The organism is Methanoregula sp. (assembly GCF_049690535.1).
Taxonomy (GTDB): Archaea; Halobacteriota; Methanomicrobia; order Methanomicrobiales; family Methanospirillaceae; genus Methanoregula.
Genome location: NZ_JBAVMX010000027.1, coordinates 1 through 17,040, shown reverse-complemented (window position 1 = coordinate 17,040; position 17,040 = coordinate 1). Strand labels below are relative to the sequence as shown.

The following is a 17,040-nucleotide window of genomic DNA, read 5'->3' as shown; positions in this document are numbered from 1 at the left end:
ATCTGCGAAACACCGGTGGATGAACGCCGGGACGACCGGGGCAATATCAGGAAAGTCCGCGAGCTTGCAGCATAAAAAAATTAAAAACGGTATGATCCCTAAACGGGAGACCGATGTATCATATCGTAGTACTTTCATCTTCCCGGGAGAGGGATGATCCGGGGGACGTGCACAAAAGTCATACGTATGGGATACAATCTGGCTAGAAGTGTTGTTTTTTCCGGGTCATATACATATGGCTCATGACAAGCGTGATTCCTATGAATCACGCAGTTTTGGCCCGGTGGTTTTCTCAAATTCCATCTCTCCCCGGAGCCTTCCTGCGCGGCCCGGCTTTCTCCCGCGCCCTTATTACCCCACACTCCCTATAATTCCTTCACGTGAAGGCGATATTTGACGGCACTTCGGTGCTCACCGGCAGGGACGGGAAGATGCTGTACGACCAGAGCGGGTACGGGCGCCCTGAAGGAGAGGGGATCCGACTCGCACCGCAGGAAGCCCTTTACCTCCTCCACCGCCAGAAAATTGATGTCCCGGGGTACACGTTTGATTCCCTGCTCGCCGAGTATGCCGACCAGCGTAACTTCCTGCGCAGTTTCCTCGTGTACCGCGATCTGCGCGAGCGGGGATACGTCGTCCAGACCGGCCCCCATGATTTCCGGGTCTTCCGGCGCGGCGAGAAACCGGGAACCGGAGAGTCGCTCTACCTTGTTCGCGTTCTCTCGGAGCGTGACCCGATCAGATTTGCCAAGCTGATCGAAGAAGTCGTCACCTCCCGGAACATGCGCAAGCAGTATGTCCTTGCGGTTGTCGATGACGAGGAGGAACTGACCTACTACGAGATCAAACTCCAGAAACTTGCCGATGCTACCGCCCCGGCGCCCCGGATCAACCCCTGCGATGCAGTGCTTGTCGGAAAGTCTGCGATGGTCCGGGTATCTTCTCCTTCAGAACTGGAGAATGCAGGTTTCGGGAAACGGCTTGACGAGGAGCGGCTGCTGATCTCACCGGTCGAACTCCTGTACCTGATGGATGGGGGAACCCTCCGCGCCACAAAAGACGGTGCATCGCTTACCCCTGCCGAATATTTTACGTTCGCAAAGGAGAGCGACCCGGAACTTGCAGAGAAAGACAAGGTCTATACCGAGCTGCGCCGGCACGATTTCATTCCCCGGACCGGGTACAAGTTCGGCCACCACTACCGGGTCTACTGCGGAAAGAACGTACACTCCGACATGCTGGTACATGCGGTAGAAAAAGAGGCGATCATGCCCATGAGTGTCATCTCGCGCTCGGTCAGGATGGCGCACAGCGTCAAAAAGAAGATGTTATTTGGCTGTGTACATACTACCGGTATTCAGTTCGTCGAATTCGCACGGATTAAATTGTAAGATACGGTTGAGCGTTACCATCATGACAGAACCGCAGGTCAATCCCTGGTCAAGTACACCTTCTCTCGATGTCGAAAAGACGTTTGCCGAGTTCGGCATCGACCCAATAGCACCGGTGCTCCGGGAACTTCCCGAGATCCCGTATTTCATGCGCCGGGGCATCGTGGTCGGCCAGCGGGATTACCTCCCCATCGCCCGGGCGATCAGGAACCACACGCCGTTTCACCTTTTAACCGGGTTTATGCCGAGCGGCCACCCGCATCTCGGCCACCTGATGCTCATGCGTGAAATAGTCTGGCATGTGCAGCAGGGTGCAAACGGGTACGTGACGATTGCCGACCGGGAAGCCTATGCGGTCAGGGGCCTTTCGTGGGAAAAATGCCGGGAGTACGGGAAGGAATATCTCTCCTGCCTGTATGCCCTCGGGTTTGAAGGGCAGACGTATTTCCAGAGCAGAAACGAGCGGCTCAAGGATCTCGCGTTTGAGGCGGCAACAAAGGTAAACTTCTCCGAACTTACGGCAATCTACGGGTTTACCCCCGAGACCGCGCTCGCCCATGCGGACAGCGTGATTACGCAGGTGGCAGACATCCTGTACCCTCAGGTCGAGTGTGGACCGGCACCGACACTCGTGCCGGTGGGCATCGATCAGGACCCCCATATCCGGCTCACCCGGGGGATCGCCCACAAGTTCCGGATGTTCACTGTCGAGGAGCGCGACGGGCATATCAGTGTACGCTCTAAAAATGCACCCGAAGCGGCCCTCGATGCGGTAAAAAAGGCGTTCCCGCACGCGAAGAAATACGAGGGCCACGTGGATATCAAAGGTGCGGAATGCGCCGATGTAAGTTCACGTGTGCGTGAAATCGAACTGGCCTGCGGCGGCTATGGGTTCTACACCCCGTCATCCACCTACCATATCTTCCTCCCGGGGCTGACCGGTGGGAAGATGTCGTCGAGCATCCCGGAGAGTCTCATCTCGTTCTACGAGCCCGAAGCAGCGGTCAGAAAGAAGGTGATGAGCGGCCTTACCGGTGGAAGGCAAACGCTTGAGGAGCAGAAACGGCTTGGCGGTGAACCGGAGAAGTGCACGCTCTACCTCCTCAATATGTTCCACATGGTCACCGATGATGCACAACTGGCAGAGATCCACCGTAAGTGCAAAGTCGGGGAGATCACCTGCGGGCAGTGCAAGAAGGAGACCGCAGACCGTGTCGTAGCATTCCTCAAAGAGTTCAAGGAGAAGATGGACGTGGCGGCAGAGACAATCGAGGTGTGAACAGGGAAATGGCGGAACTGACGTTAAACGAGAAGAGGCTGCTTGCCGCGCTGGCAGATTTGAAAGAAACAAATGCGGAGCACCTCGCATCTATTATGAATGCGACACCTGACTCAGTCGTGCAGTGGGCGCACCTTGCCAAAGACAAGGGACTTGCGAAAATTGAGCGGATTGTTGAGAAAACAATCGAGCCAACTGAAGAAGGGAATGAATACCGCAAATTCAATCTGCCCGAAACCCAGCTCCTTGCGGTAATAAACCCCGGTACTCAAGTAGCTGACCTTCAGAATCACAAATCATTCAAAATCGGTTTTGGCCAATTAAGAAAAAAAGGGCTTATTCATGTTGAAGGTTCTGCAATAATAAAGAACGAAAGTAAGTCAACTGCAGCGGAAGAATCTGCACTGCGAAATCCGCGTTCTGGTGAACCCTATACTAAAGAGTTGATCAAGCGCGGGATCCTTATCGAATCCGAGACCGTTCGATATGCAATTTCCATCACATCCAGTGGGATCGCTCTTGTAAATCAGGGTCTTGACTTTAAAGAAGAGATCGGCACCCTCACCCGCGAGCAGATCCTCTCCGGTGCATGGAAGACCGCGAGCCTGCGGAAGTACGACATTAAAAAACTGCCAAAGACCGTCTACCCGGGAAAAGCCCATCCCTACCAGCGGCTCATTGACGAGATGCGCCAGATCCTTCTCGAAATGGGATTTACCGAGATGCACGGTGAGATCGTCCAGAGCGCGTTCTGGAATTTCGATGCCCTCTTCCAGCCACAGGATCACCCGGCCCGGGAGATGCAGGACACGTTCTACCTTAATGAGCAGGCACCGCTTTCTGAAGGGTGGGAGCGACTCCGCGACATGCACGAGCACGGTGGCGAGACTTCGTCGACTGGCTGGGGCGGGAAATGGAACCCGGAGAAAGCAAAACAGTGCGTGCTCCGCACCCATACAACAAGCCTTTCCATCCAGTACCTGGCCAGTCATCCCGAACCGCCGGTCAAGGCATTCTGCATCGGCCGGGTATACCGCAGGGAGGCGATCGATCCTACCCATACGCCCGAGTTCGAACAGCTCGAAGGGATCGTAATGGACAAGGATGTCACGTTCCGGCACCTGCTTGGGTTCTTAAAGGAATTTTACACCCGGATGGGTTTTGAAGACGTCCGCTTCCGCCCCGGGTTCTTTCCGTACACGGAACCTTCGGTCGAACCGGAGATCTATGTCGACGGCCTTGGCTGGGTCGAGATGGGCGGTGCCGGCGTCTTCCGGCAGGAGGTCACTGCGCCATGGGGCGTTACCAGCCCCGTGCTCGCATGGGGCCTCGGTGTAAGCCGGGTCGCGATGTTACGGATGGGCCTAAAAGACCTGCGGCAGTTATACCAGAGCGACCTTGAATGGATACGGTCAAGCCCGATTCACGCCCCGGCAAACGCGGGAAGGAGGCCGTAACATGGCGATTATCGGGCTTTCCTACCGGTATCTCGAACGCCTCACCGGCGCAGACCGGGAGACCATTCTTAAACGCCTGCCGATGATCGGCTCCGAGGTCGAGCGCATCGAAGAGGATCACGCGGACGTCGAGTTCTTCCCGAACCGCCCCGACCTCTTCTCGGTTGAAGGCGTAGCCCGGGCAATGCGGGGATTTCTCGGGATCGAGACTGGCCTTCCGAAATATTCGGTGAAATCCTCGGGTATCGCGTTCACCATCGACCCGGCACTTGCCGGTATCCGTCCCTGTCTTGGCTCTGCGATCATACGAAACGTCTCATTTGACGACGAGTCTATCCTATCAGTCATGGCGCTCCAGGAAGCTCTCCACTGGGCTGTAGGGAGGGGCCGGAGTAAGGTGGCGATTGGCATCCACGACTTTGACACCGTGACGCCGCCGTTCCATTACACGGCGTCACCCCGAAGCAGGAAGTTTGTGCCGCTCGATTTCACCAAAGAACTCACCCTTGACGGCATCCTCGCGGAGCACCCGAAGGGTAGGGACTATGCGAAGATCGTAAAAGACTTCCCGCGTTTCCCCCTGATCACCGATGATGAGGACAATGTCTGTTCGTTCCCGCCGATCATTAACGGCGAGCGCACCCGGGTGACGACCAAAACCAAAAACATCCTTCTTGATGTGACCGGCACCGACCAGCGTGCGGTGAACGTCGCAGCGAATATTATCTGCACTGCGATGGCCGAAGCCGGAGCGACGATCGAGAGCGTGGAGATAAGCGGCGTCGCGACTCCCAGCCTCGCACCGATAGAGCGCACGGTCAGCGTCCGCGAGTGCTGCGCACTCATCGGCGCAGATCTCACCGCTCCACAGATGGCTGAGCTACTCGAAAAGATGCGGTTTGGTGCCCGGCCGGTCGGGGCGGACCGGGTGCGGGTGCAGGTGCCCTGTTACCGGGCAGACATCATGCATGACTGGGACCTCTTCGAGGATGTTGCGATCGCCTACGGGTACGAGAACTTCGATGTGCAGGTGCCCCCTACGTTTTCTATCGGAAAGGAACACCCGGTAAACACGGTTGCCACTCAGGTGCGCACAATCCTCGCCGGCCTCGGGTACCTCGAGATGATGCCCTTTACGCTGACGAACGAACGGGTGCTCTTCGATTACCTGCAGCGTCCCCGTTCCCCACAGACGCTTCACCTCATGCATCCCATCAGCGAGGAGTATACGGTTGTGAGGACTGAGATCCTGCCGCTCCTTCTTGAAATGCTCCGGGTCAACCGGCACCGCGAGCTTCCTCAGCGGCTCTTTGCGACAGGAGATGTGGTGGCCGATCTCCAGACTACACAACGGCTTGCTGCAGTAAGCACCAACCCGGCGGCGGACTTCTCGGAAGCCTACGCATGCGTTGACGCGGTGCTCCGCGAGCTCGGGATCGCGTACTGTGCAGAAGTGTCAGCAGATGCTGCATTCATCGAAGGAAGACGGGCAGATATTATCGCAGGCAACAAAAAGGTGGGTGTGTTTGGCGAGATCCATCCCGCTGTGCTGACTGCTTTTGAACTGGAGCACCCGGTGGCAGCATTCGAGATCGATCTCAGAGCCGTACCGGGATACCCCTTCCATTAAGATACTCTTTTACCTCGTGAATCGTGAATTGGCCGTAATGAAAGACGCTTGCCGCAAGGCAGGCATCCGCTTTTCCTCTGGTAAACCCGTCATAGAAGTGCTCAAGGGTTCCGACGCCCCCGCTTGCGATCACCGGGATATTCGCTGATTCCGAGATCGCCCGGGTGATCGCAATATCAAACCCGTTTTTCGTGCCGTCGGTTTCCATACTCGTTAAGAGGATCTCCCCGGCGCCGCGTTCCTCCGCTTCCTTTGCCCAGCGCACCGCATCGATGCCGGTCGGCTTGCTCCCACCATAGATCACCACCTCGTACCAGCAGGTCCGGCCATCCGCGAGCTTGACCGGAATCGCCTCTGTGTTATCCGTGAAATTACGCCGGACATCCATGGCGACCACAATGCACTGCGTCCCGAATGACTCTGCCCCTTTCGTGATCAGCGACGGGTCGTGTACCGCGCTCGTGTTCAGGCTTACCTTGTCGGCGCCGGCCCGGAGGATCTGCTGGATGTCGTCGAGCGACCGCAGGCCGCCACCGACCGTGAGCGGCAGGAAGAGCTGATCTGCCGCTCGTTTGATGAGTTCGACGATAATGCCGCGCTGCTCCTTTGAGGCGGTAATGTCGAGAAACACCACCTCATCAGCACCCTGCTCGTTGTACCTCTGTGCCAGTTCCACCGGGTCCCCGGCGTCCCTGAGACCGAGGAAATTTGTCCCTTTTACGACTCTGCCATCTTTTAAGTCAAGACAGGGGATGATCCGTCGCGTGAGCACCATTTCATTCCTGATTTCTCCTGCAAAGGGTATGTACCTATCTGCCAGCCCCGCGTTCGTATGCGGGGAAGTTTATGTGCCTTGGTCACCCTAATCTTTGGGTACGTGATGGAATGGTACCTGCCCCAAGGCAGGTACTGCACAGGTGTTTTTCATGAGTACCGGAAAACTGAAGATCGACTGGGCAGCACAGTACATGCCGGTGCTTGCCTCTATTAAACAACAGTTCGAGAAGGACAAGCCATTCAAGGGCATGACGATCGGCATGGCACTCCATGTCGAGGCAAAGACCGCAAACCTCGTCCAGACGCTTGCCGCCGGCGGGGCAAAAGTCTACATCACCGGCTGCAACCCGCTCTCCACGCAGGATGATGTGGCAGAGGCCTTAAATGAGGTCAAAAACGTCCACTGCTTTGCAAAGCGCGGGTGCACGGTTGATGAGTACTACGCGGCAATCGAGCAGGTGCTCGATGCAGCGCCCTCCATTACCATCGATGACGGTATGGACCTTATCCACTACCTGCACACCAAACGCCGGGAACTGCTCAAGAACGTGATTGGTGGCTGCGAGGAAACGACGACCGGCATCCACCGGCTCCGGGCAATGGCAGCTGAGAAAAAACTCGAGTTCCCGGTTGTCGCAGTCAACGACACGCCGATGAAGCGGTTCTTTGACAACGTGCACGGGACCGGGGAGAGCGTGCTCTCTTCGATCATGATTACGACAAACACCCTTATCGCCGGAAAATACTTTGTTGTCGCCGGCTACGGTTACTGCGGTCGGGGTCTTGCAAAGAAGGCCCATGGACTCGGTGCAAAAGTCGTGGTCACCGAGATCGATCCACGGCGGGCCCTTGAGGCGCACATGGACGGGTACCATGTCATGACCATGGACCAGGCAGCAGAGATCGGCGACATCTTTGTCACGACCACCGGCAACACGAGCGTGATAGGGAAGAACCAGTTCGGGAAACTAAAAGGCGGAGCAATCCTCGCAAATGCCGGTCATTTCAATGTGGAGATCGACATTGCATGGCTTGCAAAGCACGCGGATTCGACAATCGAACGCGACGGTATCATCACCTACTTCATCAAAGGTAAACCGGTCCACGTGCTCGCCGAAGGCCGGCTTGTGAACCTTGCCACACCAAAGGGCATGGGCCATCCCATCGAGGTCATGGACTTAAGCTTCGCGCTCCAGGCGCTCTGCACCCGGTATATCGCGGAGCACGGCTCCTCTCTCAAAGGCGGGGTCTACGAAGTCCCCAATGAGATCGACGAGCAGGTCGCCAGGCTCAAGCTTGCGTCACTCGGGCTTTCCATCGATGAGCTCAGCGCTGCCCAGAAAAAATATCAGTGCAGCTGGGACATCGGGACCTGAATCTCCCTTCAGATTTGCTTTTTTTACACCCGTCCGGGTGCAGCGCCTGTGCGGTCGCTCCATGGGCCGGTTTTTAAGGAGTCTTCGGCGATAACTGTTCTGATCCGGGGGAATATTCCCGCTTCCATTGTTCGTAGATCACGATCAGCGCACCTGCGACAAAGAGGGGAATAGCAAGCCAGAACTGGCCGCCGGGCAGATCGGAAAAGACGACAAGCGATGCAATGCACCCGATAAACGGCGCTGCCGCATACACCGCTCCCGCGCGGGCCGCGCCCATGTCCCGCAGGGCCACGATAAAGAGGATGAGCCCAAGACCGTAGGAAAAGAACCCGGTGAGGAGAGCAAGGATGATCAAACCCGCACCGGGCAGGGGCTCCCCGAGCGCGATCACGAGCACGCCGGCGATGGTCCCGCCAAAGATCACCTTGCACAGGGCGATCAGACCGGGAGGATATGCGGAGATATGTGCCATGCAGTTGTTGTCCACGCCCCAGAAAAAACCGGAAATAATGATCCCGAGCGCCCCAAGCGAAAACCCAAGGGCACTCTCCCCGTTCCACCCGAGAATGATACTGCCGGCGAAAATAAGTATGAGGGCAAGACCGGTTTTTTTGTCTGCCGGTTCATGAAATACCAGAAACGCGAGCAGGACCGTTGCGACAATCTCGAAGTTTAAGAGAAGCGATGCCGTGGCAGCAGGAGTAACCGTGAGGGCAAAGCACTGCACGACGGGCGCCACAAAGCCTCCTACAATGATCGTTCCCGCCAACAGGTATTTCTCCCTTTTGCCTGCACAGGGCCGCCCTGTCGTAAAACGTGGTCCGCTTACCGCCCGCCAGCAGAGAATACCGGCACCCGATCCTATCGCAAGGAGTGCGATGAGGAGCAGGGGAGCCATCCCGTCGACAAGGATCTTCAGGAGCGGTGTCGCCGTCCCAAAAAGCACGGTTGCGCACGCTAAGGCGATGATTGATTTTGGCAGTTTCCTTGTGTGTATGCTGTCCATGGATATCAGGAAGACAGGAAGATCCGGTGAACACGAGGGGCGCGGCCGGTTTTCTCATACTCATGATGACCTGGGGAGTTTTAGCTGTCCCGGGCCGCGTAGAGATATTCCTGCGCGTATCCGCAGTATTCCCCGAAATGATGACGTGCAAACCTGCGTATCGTATCGTATTCCCAGCCTGTCAGCGCACTATCGCGTGTGAGCGTCGTGATATAGTGTTCCCGCATGATCCGCCGGATCCAGACGTCGACCGGGAATGCTTCGTACTTCTGGAATGCAAAGAGCAGGACGCAGTCAGCCGCCTTTGGGCCGATACCGGAAAACTTCATCATCTGCCGGCGGGCCTCTTCGTACGGCAGCGTCTCAATGGTTTTTGCCCAGTCTTTTTCGGCCGCAACTTCGCAGGCCGTGCTGAACACGTAGGGTGTGCGGTAGCCAAGTTTGCAACCGGCAAGTGTCGCTTCTTTACCTGTACAGGACAGTTTTGCGGGCCCGGGAAACGCAAAAAATTTCTGGTCTCCGGATAAGATCTCGTCCCCGAACTGCTGCGCGATGGTCGCTATCCGGCGCCTTATCATGGGGATGTTGGAGTTCGTTGCGCAGATATACGAGCAGAGGCATTCCCACGCGGGCTGCCGCACAAGGCGCAGGCCCCGGCACCGTTCGATCGCTGTGTGGATGAACGGGTCGTGGTCGATCGCTTCCAGGATCGCTTCGAGATCGAGATCGAGGGAGAAATAGTGACGGATATTTTTCTCGTCTGCCCCCTCATACATGAGGGTCGCGCCTTCCTGCCGGCACCGGATTACCTTGTTCCCGATAACCCCGCACCACCAGCCATCCTCGGCGCGATCCCAGCGGAAGACCTGTCCGCACCCCAGTGTCTGGTCAAGGGAGAACGGCTGATCCGGGCGAAGGGCGATCCGTGGCATGGTTCTTGGGGTTTCCTCACAAATATCTGCGTTTCAACCTTTTAGAATATGTCCAGAGATTCTGATGTGATCACCGTCCGGACTTTTTTTCTGGAGATCGGGCAGCCTTTTTTTATACTGGCCAAAAAAAGGAACGGATAGTCTTTTAATATATAAATTAACAGTTCTTTTCATGGAATTAACAGAAACCCTCAAGGCATTTATCGAAGAAGGCGGGGACTGGGAACGAAAAGCAACCACGCTCGCCGGTGTCTCCATTATCCGGCTTCCGGCAACAAAAAACCGCCCGGCGTCCCTTGCGATCGATATCAACCCGCTCGGTGAAAACGGTCTTCCCATGAAGAAGAAAGGGATCATGATCATGAACGCTGCCGAACTTGCGGCATTCCGGGCGGTCTTTAACAGCGACAAGATGGACAGCCTCTTAAAAGCGCTCGAAGAAGTCCTTCCCGAGCGTAAAACCGGAGCAAAATCCAAAAAGGCGGATGTTGTGCAGTTATAATCCGGAACTATACCGGAGATAACGGCACCCCGGGGTGATGCGTATAAAATTTCTGCCAATACTTTTGGTTTTTATCCTCGTTCTTGTACTAGCAGGTGCCGGTTGTCTCGGTACCGGAATCCTCCCGGTCAACAAGACGGAACCCCCGGCGGTATTTGTCGACTATCACCGGACCGGGGGCATTGCCGGTGTCAGCGACCGCCTTGTGATCTTCGATAACGGTGTCGCCGTCGTCTCAGGGCCATCTGCCAGCACCGAGGTTGCCCTGAATTCGACCGACATGGCGCTCCTGTCTGTGCTGTTTAACGAGTCCCAGTTCTCGCAGCTTCAGACCAACTATTCGGCTCCTCGCAACTCTGCCGACCTGATGACGTATACGATCAGTTATCATGGCAAGACGGTCACAGCCGCGGAAACCACTATACCCCCGTCACTTAAAACCGTGGTCGATGAACTGGACCGGATCGTCCAGAGTGCCGGCACACAGAAGTCCACCTATCCGACGCTGGGTATCACGCGGTAAGAGGCTGGCGTTCGTGCTCTGTACCGGAAATGAAAAGTCCGGCCCGGGTGCAGGTCTGGAAGAACAAAAGAGCGCTCTTTTATTTTTATCATCCTTTTAGACCGGGCAATGGGCAGGATACCCCTGCGCGGGAATTTTACGGGTGACTATTCCGGCACGCCGGATGCTCCATTGATAAAAAAGATTATTCGTGCTTATACATGCATGACTGCACATCGTGCCCGAGTTTCCCGATGGCGTCAGCCCGGCAGCGCTGGCAGTGCCGCATCTGTTTGACGTATTTCGAACAGGCGTCCTGCATCTTCTTTTTCATCTCGGGTGTCGGAGGGGCGATGTCAGCGAACTTGTACTGGGCGATCAGCGGGATGAGGTTGAAGGTATAGACTCCCATCTCGCCGACCTTCTTTGCGATATCCACAATATGATCCTCGTTGATGCCCGGGATATAGACGGTGTTTACCTTGACGACCATGTGTCGTTCCACGGCCATCTCGATACCCTTTAACTGCTGCGAGAGGAGAAGTTTTGCCGCTTCGATCCCCGTGTATCGTTTGCCCTTGTAATCGACAAACTGGTAGATCTTTGCCCCGATTGCCGGGTCGATCGCGTTGAGCGTTACCGTGATATTACCGACGTCATACTTCTGGAGCAGGTCGATCTTGTCCGGCAGGAGGAGGCCGTTTGTACTGATGCACTTGATGACCCCGGGGTACTCCTCGTGGAGCCTTTTGAGCGTCTCGAAGGTCTCTTCGTTTGCCAGCGGATCGCCGGGCCCTGCAATGCCGACAACCTTGATGTAATCATATTTTTTGACGACTTTTTTTACCATGTCCATGGCTTCTTCAGGATTCAGTACCTGGGTGGTCACCCCGGGCCTGCTCTCGTTAACGCAGTCAAAATCCCGGATACAGTAGTTGCACTGGATATTGCACTTTGGTGCCACGGGAATATGACAACGGCCGAAACTGTGGCACGCTTTCTCGGAAAAACAGGGGTGCTCCTGAATTTTTCGCATTTGTGCAGGGTCCCACTGGACTTTTTTCCCTGCCACCTCTGCGGTTTTTATTTCGTCGGACATAGGCTCTACTTTTTACATGCGTTCTTCAGGTATAAATAAAGTTCAATCGGGGTAATTTCCCTGGTCCGTCCGGCCCGGTCTGGGACAAATCCCGACAGATGGCGGATGGGAATTACCGGTTGTGTGCGTCTTTATCCTGTGGGAGCCTGCGGGGAAATACCTGGGAAAAATCGAGATTTACAATATAGACCGGAAACACCCCGAAGATGGTCTTTTTCTCGACTTGGTACAGCCGTGATTCGAGCAGGAGCTCGGTTGCTTCGCAGAGAGTATCCGTTGTGGCCGAATCAGGAGAGCCCGCCAAGGCAGGGGACGACGGACCGGATTCTCCTATGATCTCCATCTGGTAAAGGAGGCACTCGGTCTTGTTCTGTGAGAAACGGGCGAGCAGATCCCGGCTTGTAATGCCGTGCAGATAGCGGAAAAGGAAATACTGGGTTACCAGCACCACGCCGATCGCGATGAACAAATTACCGAGTTTACTGAAATCCGAGACCGAAAGAACGTTGTTGACCGTGATGCCCGGGAGCAGGATGATCGTTGAGAAAATACAGATGAGTGCAACTGCGGCTCCCAGAAGAAACAGGAAGGAGACCACCGGTTCAGGGATGTTTCTTTTGATCAGGTGCGCCCTCATGCCGGAGACATCGGTGAAAAAATTCGTCGAATAGGGCTCCAGTTTCCAGACAAGGAAATAGAAGAGGATGATGGCGGCAGACTGGAAGAGAATGATCCCGGCAGGGGACGCGGACAGTCTCCCGGTGAGGTGCAGCGCAATGACAAGAACAATGTCTATGGTAAAGATCAGGGTGAACCCGTAGAAAAGCGGGCGGCAGTTGATGAAAAATGCATTGAGAACTACCCGGGTGACCTTCTTTGTTCCCCGTATAATGCCGGTTTCTTGGAATCCGGTGAGATACCGGGAGATATCGGCCTGCGGAAAGGATGACCGTTGCAGGTTATGGGGGATGAGCAGGGTGACAAAATAGAACATAAACAAAAAAAAACTGGCGCATATGAAGAGGAGCGGGTACATGGGGTTTCCCAAAAAGAAGAGGATATTTAAGAGAGTTGCTGCACCGAGGATAACGATCGTGAGCCGGCCCGGTGTGCCCGATGCATAAAGGCCCCGCTGGCGCTTACGCTCCTCTGCGATCTCCGCCTCCAGTGTTTTGTGCAGGGCATGAAGAGCGCCTGCGATCGTTCGGGGATCCTTTTGTTCCACGGTGAGCCACCAGAGGGGCCGGATGAATCGTATGCGTTGTGGCCCGCTCTTTTGATTACCTATCAGAGAGGCAAAGGTATATTGTTTACCGGCAAATCCTTGATACGAACATCATGAAGAAATCAGAGAAACGCAAAGGCAAGGAGAAAGTGGCTGCACACAAGCGGCAGTACCTGTGGGTGGGAGTTGCGGCGGTGGCAGCGGTTGTTGTCATCTGCGCAATCCTCTATATTGTACTCTCAAATCCTGTTGTTGTAGCGGTGGGGGACACTGTGAATGTTACCTACACCGGAATGTTTGATAACAAGACCGTTTTTGATACGAACGCAAACGGGACGCCGCTGAGCTTTACCGTTGGGGCGGGCCAGATGATCTCCGGCTTTGATACTGCGGTACGGGGGATGAAAGTGAACGAGGAGAAGATCGTGACGATTCCCTACGACAAGGCCTACGGTGCCTATGATCCAAGCCTTGTCGAGCTGATCCCCACAAGCAAGTTCCCGGCAAACACGACCATAACTCCCGGTGAAAAATTCTATTTCGTGAGTTCTGTGAGTGGCAACGAGATCCCGGTTGTCGTTGTCAATACCACCAGTGCCGGGGTGTTTGTAGATTCAAATTCCCCGCTTGCCGGCCAGAACCTTACGTTTGATATCAAGATTGATTCCATCCAGAAGGCGAGTGCCGGAAGCGCTGCGACAGGAACCTCCTGAAACTTTTTTTTCATTCATTATCAGTAACCCGCCCGGTTTTTTTCCGGAATCCTCATCTCGTGACCTGTTCATTTTTGAAAATTATCAGCAGCTGATCCGGAGATTTTCCGGAATCCTCAGCTTGCGATCCGTTCATTTTTAAAAATCTTCAGCAACCGATCCGCTTATTTTTGAAAATGTTCAGCAGCCGTACCGGACTTTTTCCTGAATGAACGCGGGGTCCGCACGGTCTCCGTCGGATATTTTGATGATTATTTGTGGGTTGGCCGTTTTTGCTGCAAGACCGTATCGATCTTTTTTGAGAATTCTTAGCTGCCGACCCGTTCTTTTTCCGGAATCCTCAGCTCGCGACTTGTTCATTTTTGAAAATCCTCAGCAGCTGATCCGTACATTTTCTGGAATTATCAGCAACCGATCTGATCATTTTTTGAAATCTTCAGCTTGTGACCCGGACTTTTCCGGAAATATCTGGCAAAGGCCGGGGGATTCAGATGGTGTAATGGAGGCTGCCGCACAAACGGAAAGAAAAAAGATGGGCCCGACCGGATTCGAACCGGTGACCTTCGCCGTGTAAGGGCGACGTCATACCGCTAGACCACGAGCCCGATAACCTACTAATGTCGGACTGGAACGTATTAAAATTGTCGCGAGGGGGTGAGGGAATTATGATCAAATTTCTTTACCGTTTTTCACAATTGATAGTAAATTCTGTTTAGGAGGAAAATGCTTATCCTATAGCCCTAATTTTGAGTATATGATAGTTCAATTTTCAATTCAGTAAGAATATGATTTTATCGAATTCCTCGTACGATGAATAATATAATCGCATAACCTCAAGAAATATTTAATAAATCGTTATAAATAAGTGTATGGAATATTTTGAAAATTTGGAACAATATCGATGGTTTCTTTATTTGGGCATTATTGTTGCATCTATTGGAGATGTTATCACTACTACAATTGGGATATATTTGGGACATTTTGAACAAAACGTCTCAATGGCACCGTATGTTGGTAATCCAATCATGTTTTCATTTATCAAGACTATCGCTTGCATTTTCATTATTTTTTTAATTGAAGGAATTATTCGATTATTAAAAAAAATTGGGGAATACGGAAAATGCGCTCAATGTGCCCTTTTTATTGGATTAATTATTGGACTTACCTACACATTTGCGGTTGTTATTATCAATATCATTTACATAGTCATAGGTGCCTCATAGAAATCTCTTAATCTCATCAATATGGGGGAATGGGGGCCGGACCTCCGAATGCGGAAAAACGCAAGGAGAATTGGTGTTTTCCAGTTCTCAGAAAACCAAAAAAGAGGATTTATTCCTTCTTGAGCTTGATATCGATGCCGTACTTCTCGGCATTTTTATCCGCAATCGCCTGGATCGCCGCAATCTCAGCGTCCTGTTTCGCGGGTTTGAACAGGTGCCGGAACCGTTTCTGGGTTTTTAAGTATTCCACAACCGGTTTCCTGACAACCTTTTTGACCTTTGTCACCGTGCCATCCACCATCTCGTAGTTCACCCAGAGACCGGTCTCGATCGCCAGTTTTGCGATGGCCATTGTCTGGTCGCTTTCAAAACCCCAGCCGGTGCAGCAGGGGGCATGGAGCTGCACGTAGGTAGGTCCCACGGTGTTGATCGCTTTTTCCACCTTCTGGATCAGGTCGTTCGGGTAGGCTATCGATGCTGTTGCCACATACGGGGCGCCGTGGGCCGCGAGGATCTGCGGCAGATCTTTTTTCGGGCGCTTGTTCCCAAACGACTGCGAACCGGCCGGGCTTGTCGTGGTGCTGGCATCGTACGGGGTCGCGCCGGACCGCTGAATGCCGGTGTTCATGTAGGCCTCGTTATCGTAGCAGATGTAGGTGATGTCGTGTCCGCGTTCGAATGCGCCGCTGATGCAGAGCATCCCGATATCGAATGTCGCGCCATCGCCGGCAATCACGATGACCTTCTCTTTCCTGCCCTGTTTTTTGAGCGAGGACTCTATACCGGAGGCAACGGCTGATGCGTTCTCAAAGAGCGAGTGGATCCACGGGACTTTCCACGCGGTCTCGGGATACGGCGTTGAGAAGACCTCCATGCAGCCGGTCGATGAAACCACAATTGAGTTCGTGCCCGCCGCTTTGAGCACAAGCCGGGCCGCGAGAGCCGCCCCGCATCCCCCGCAGGCACGGTGCCCGCAGTCGAAGAGCTCGCAGGTTTTGTCTGCCATGATCAGAGCACCTCCCTGCGCAGGCCGATAAACTGATCGCCTTTGCCTTTTTCGACAAGCGTGACAACTTCACGGATGTCCTTCTTCCGCACGTCCCTTCCGCCAAGGCCGATGATATAATCGAAGACCGGGATACCAGAGCCATAGAGGGCGTCCTTTACTTCGAGCGCCACGGCGCCTTTCGCGCCAAGCGAGATGTTCTTGTCAAGCACAGCAACGTGTTTTGCACCTTTGAGTGCTTTTGCCACGTCTTCTGAAGGGAATGGGCGGAAGACGCGGATCTTGAGTAAGCCCACTTTCTTTCCTTCTTTCCGCAGGTCGTCAATGGTGTCCTTGACCGTGCCGCAGATCGAACCCATGGCGACGATCACCGTCTCCGCATCCTCAATCTGGTACCCCTCGACCATCGCGCTGTAGTCCCGGCCAAACATCGTTCCGAACTCTTTTCCCGCGGCCTGGATCGCAGATTTTGCCTCTTTGAGCGCCTTGTCGGTCTCGTACCGGAACTCAAGGTAGTACTCCGGGGTGGCATACATCCCGAAACTGACCGGGTCGGCGGCATCGAGCCGCTCTTTTGGCGCAAACTTCGGCAGGTACCTGTCGACATCGGCCTGAGTGAGCATATCGACCGGTTCGTAGGTGTGCGAGAGGATGAACCCGTCAAAGCAGACAAACGCCGGGAGCTGGACTGCGGGATTTTCTGCCACGCGGTAGGCAATATAGTGGAGATCAGTCGCCTCCTGGTTGTCCTCTGCATAGAACTGGAGCCAGCCGGAGTCACGGAGAGCGATCGAGTCCTGCTGGTCGTTCCAGATGGAGAGCGGTGCCCCGAGCGCACGGTTGGCGATCGTCATGATAATCGGCAGGCGCATGCCGGCAACGTTGAAGCAGACCTCGAACATCAGGGCAAGACCCTGTG

The 17,040-nt window shown here is 54.4% G+C and carries 16 protein-coding genes and 1 tRNA gene; 9 read left to right on the top strand and 8 right to left on the bottom strand.

Annotated elements, in window-relative coordinates; all coding sequences use genetic code 11:
* Window positions 1-380: 380 nt before the first annotated feature.
* The 4 genes from endA to pheT are packed head-to-tail and all read left to right on the top strand — an operon-like array spanning window position 381 to window position 5,757.
* The gene (gene endA / locus WCE46_RS02095) at window positions 381-1,391 is read left to right on the top strand and encodes a tRNA-intron lyase (protein WP_424732048.1); all 1,011 of its coding nucleotides are present in this window, start codon (window positions 381-383) and stop codon (window positions 1,389-1,391) included.
* 22 nt (window positions 1,392-1,413) lie between these two features.
* A complete protein-coding gene (locus WCE46_RS02090; protein ID WP_424732047.1) occupies window positions 1,414-2,670 on the top strand; it encodes a tryptophan--tRNA ligase in 1,257 nt (418 codons plus the stop codon).
* Between the two features lie 8 nt (window positions 2,671-2,678).
* The gene (locus WCE46_RS02085; protein WP_424732046.1) at window positions 2,679-4,127 is read left to right on the top strand and encodes a phenylalanine--tRNA ligase subunit alpha; all 1,449 of its coding nucleotides are present in this window, start codon (window positions 2,679-2,681) and stop codon (window positions 4,125-4,127) included.
* A 1-nt stretch (window position 4,128) separates the two neighbouring features.
* Entirely contained in the window at window positions 4,129-5,757 is a 1,629-nt protein-coding gene (gene pheT / locus WCE46_RS02080) for a phenylalanine--tRNA ligase subunit beta (RefSeq protein WP_424732045.1), read from the top strand.
* Here the strand turns inward: pheT and hisF are convergent.
* On the bottom strand, window positions 5,726-6,532 hold the full coding sequence (gene hisF / locus WCE46_RS02075) for an imidazole glycerol phosphate synthase subunit HisF (protein ID WP_424732044.1): 807 nt from the start codon (window positions 6,530-6,532) through the stop codon (window positions 5,726-5,728). The two genes, pheT and hisF, sit on opposite strands and share 32 nt — an antisense overlap.
* A gap of 151 nt (window positions 6,533-6,683) precedes the next feature.
* Between hisF and WCE46_RS02070 the strand changes: the two genes are divergently transcribed.
* Complete coding sequence (locus WCE46_RS02070; RefSeq protein WP_424732043.1) at window positions 6,684-7,910, top strand: adenosylhomocysteinase; 1,227 nt, start codon at window positions 6,684-6,686, stop codon at window positions 7,908-7,910.
* A gap of 73 nt (window positions 7,911-7,983) precedes the next feature.
* Here the strand turns inward: WCE46_RS02070 and WCE46_RS02065 are convergent, their stop codons facing one another.
* Together WCE46_RS02065 and WCE46_RS02060 are read right to left on the bottom strand one after the other, a co-directional pair.
* Window positions 7,984-8,919 (bottom strand): DMT family transporter, encoded by a 936-nt coding sequence (locus tag WCE46_RS02065; RefSeq protein ID WP_424732042.1) that lies wholly within the window; start codon window positions 8,917-8,919, stop codon window positions 7,984-7,986.
* An 80-nt stretch (window positions 8,920-8,999) separates the two neighbouring features.
* Entirely contained in the window at window positions 9,000-9,851 is an 852-nt protein-coding gene (locus WCE46_RS02060) for a DNA-3-methyladenine glycosylase family protein (protein WP_424732041.1), read from the bottom strand.
* Between the two features lie 172 nt (window positions 9,852-10,023).
* Between WCE46_RS02060 and WCE46_RS02055 the strand changes: the two genes are divergently transcribed.
* Together WCE46_RS02055 and WCE46_RS02050 are read left to right on the top strand one after the other, a co-directional pair.
* Complete coding sequence (locus WCE46_RS02055; protein ID WP_424732040.1) at window positions 10,024-10,353, top strand: hypothetical protein; 330 nt, start codon at window positions 10,024-10,026, stop codon at window positions 10,351-10,353.
* Window positions 10,354-10,390: 37 nt separating this feature from the next.
* Window positions 10,391-10,876, top strand: coding sequence for a hypothetical protein (locus WCE46_RS02050; protein ID WP_424732039.1), 486 nt, complete (start codon window positions 10,391-10,393; stop codon window positions 10,874-10,876).
* A 184-nt stretch (window positions 10,877-11,060) separates the two neighbouring features.
* On the opposite strand, the gene nifB is transcribed toward WCE46_RS02050, so the two are convergent.
* The gene (nifB, locus tag WCE46_RS02045) at window positions 11,061-11,954 is read right to left on the bottom strand and encodes a nitrogenase cofactor biosynthesis protein NifB (protein ID WP_424732038.1); all 894 of its coding nucleotides are present in this window, start codon (window positions 11,952-11,954) and stop codon (window positions 11,061-11,063) included.
* A gap of 112 nt (window positions 11,955-12,066) precedes the next feature.
* Window positions 12,067-13,179: a hypothetical protein gene (locus tag WCE46_RS02040; protein ID WP_424732037.1), complete on the bottom strand. Its 1,113-nt coding sequence runs from the start codon at window positions 13,177-13,179 to the stop codon at window positions 12,067-12,069.
* Between the two features lie 113 nt (window positions 13,180-13,292).
* Between WCE46_RS02040 and WCE46_RS02035 the strand changes: the two genes are divergently transcribed.
* A complete protein-coding gene (locus tag WCE46_RS02035; RefSeq protein WP_424732036.1) occupies window positions 13,293-13,892 on the top strand; it encodes an FKBP-type peptidyl-prolyl cis-trans isomerase in 600 nt (199 codons plus the stop codon).
* A 533-nt stretch (window positions 13,893-14,425) separates the two neighbouring features.
* Here WCE46_RS02035 and WCE46_RS02030 read toward each other — a convergent pair.
* Window positions 14,426-14,497: transfer RNA gene (locus WCE46_RS02030), tRNA-Val, on the bottom strand.
* A gap of 264 nt (window positions 14,498-14,761) precedes the next feature.
* Here WCE46_RS02030 and WCE46_RS02025 point away from each other — a divergent pair.
* Entirely contained in the window at window positions 14,762-15,115 is a 354-nt protein-coding gene (locus tag WCE46_RS02025) for a hypothetical protein (protein WP_424732035.1), read from the top strand.
* Window positions 15,116-15,224: 109 nt separating this feature from the next.
* Here the strand turns inward: WCE46_RS02025 and WCE46_RS02020 are convergent, their stop codons facing one another.
* Window positions 15,225-16,121 carry a thiamine pyrophosphate-dependent enzyme gene (locus WCE46_RS02020; RefSeq protein WP_424732034.1) on the bottom strand — a complete coding sequence of 299 codons (897 nt, stop codon included), beginning with the start codon at window positions 16,119-16,121 and terminating at the stop codon, window positions 15,225-15,227.
* A gap of 2 nt (window positions 16,122-16,123) precedes the next feature.
* A partial coding sequence (locus tag WCE46_RS02015; RefSeq protein WP_424732033.1) for a transketolase C-terminal domain-containing protein occupies window positions 16,124-17,040 on the bottom strand: 917 nt, incomplete at its 5' end.

Bases quoted from the DNA above. Each gene is read 5' to 3' on its own strand.
- WCE46_RS02050 (WP_424732039.1), top strand. From the start codon at position 10,391: ATGCGTATAAAATTTCTGCCAATACTTTTGGTTTTTATCCTCGTTCTT.
- WCE46_RS02060 (WP_424732041.1), bottom strand. From the start codon at position 9,851: ATGCCACGGATCGCCCTTCGCCCGGATCAGCCGTTCTCCCTTGACCAG.
- WCE46_RS02055 (WP_424732040.1), top strand. From the start codon at position 10,024: ATGGAATTAACAGAAACCCTCAAGGCATTTATCGAAGAAGGCGGGGAC.
- WCE46_RS02020 (WP_424732034.1), bottom strand. From the start codon at position 16,121: ATGGCAGACAAAACCTGCGAGCTCTTCGACTGCGGGCACCGTGCCTGC.
- hisF (WP_424732044.1), bottom strand. From the start codon at position 6,532: ATGGTGCTCACGCGACGGATCATCCCCTGTCTTGACTTAAAAGATGGC.
- WCE46_RS02065 (WP_424732042.1), bottom strand. From the start codon at position 8,919: ATGGACAGCATACACACAAGGAAACTGCCAAAATCAATCATCGCCTTA.
- WCE46_RS02090 (WP_424732047.1), top strand. From the start codon at position 1,414: ATGACAGAACCGCAGGTCAATCCCTGGTCAAGTACACCTTCTCTCGAT.
- WCE46_RS02025 (WP_424732035.1), top strand. From the start codon at position 14,762: ATGGAATATTTTGAAAATTTGGAACAATATCGATGGTTTCTTTATTTG.
- WCE46_RS02085 (WP_424732046.1), top strand. From the start codon at position 2,679: ATGGCGGAACTGACGTTAAACGAGAAGAGGCTGCTTGCCGCGCTGGCA.
- WCE46_RS02035 (WP_424732036.1), top strand. From the start codon at position 13,293: ATGAAGAAATCAGAGAAACGCAAAGGCAAGGAGAAAGTGGCTGCACAC.
- WCE46_RS02070 (WP_424732043.1), top strand. From the start codon at position 6,684: ATGAGTACCGGAAAACTGAAGATCGACTGGGCAGCACAGTACATGCCG.
- pheT (WP_424732045.1), top strand. From the start codon at position 4,129: ATGGCGATTATCGGGCTTTCCTACCGGTATCTCGAACGCCTCACCGGC.
- nifB (WP_424732038.1), bottom strand. From the start codon at position 11,954: ATGTCCGACGAAATAAAAACCGCAGAGGTGGCAGGGAAAAAAGTCCAG.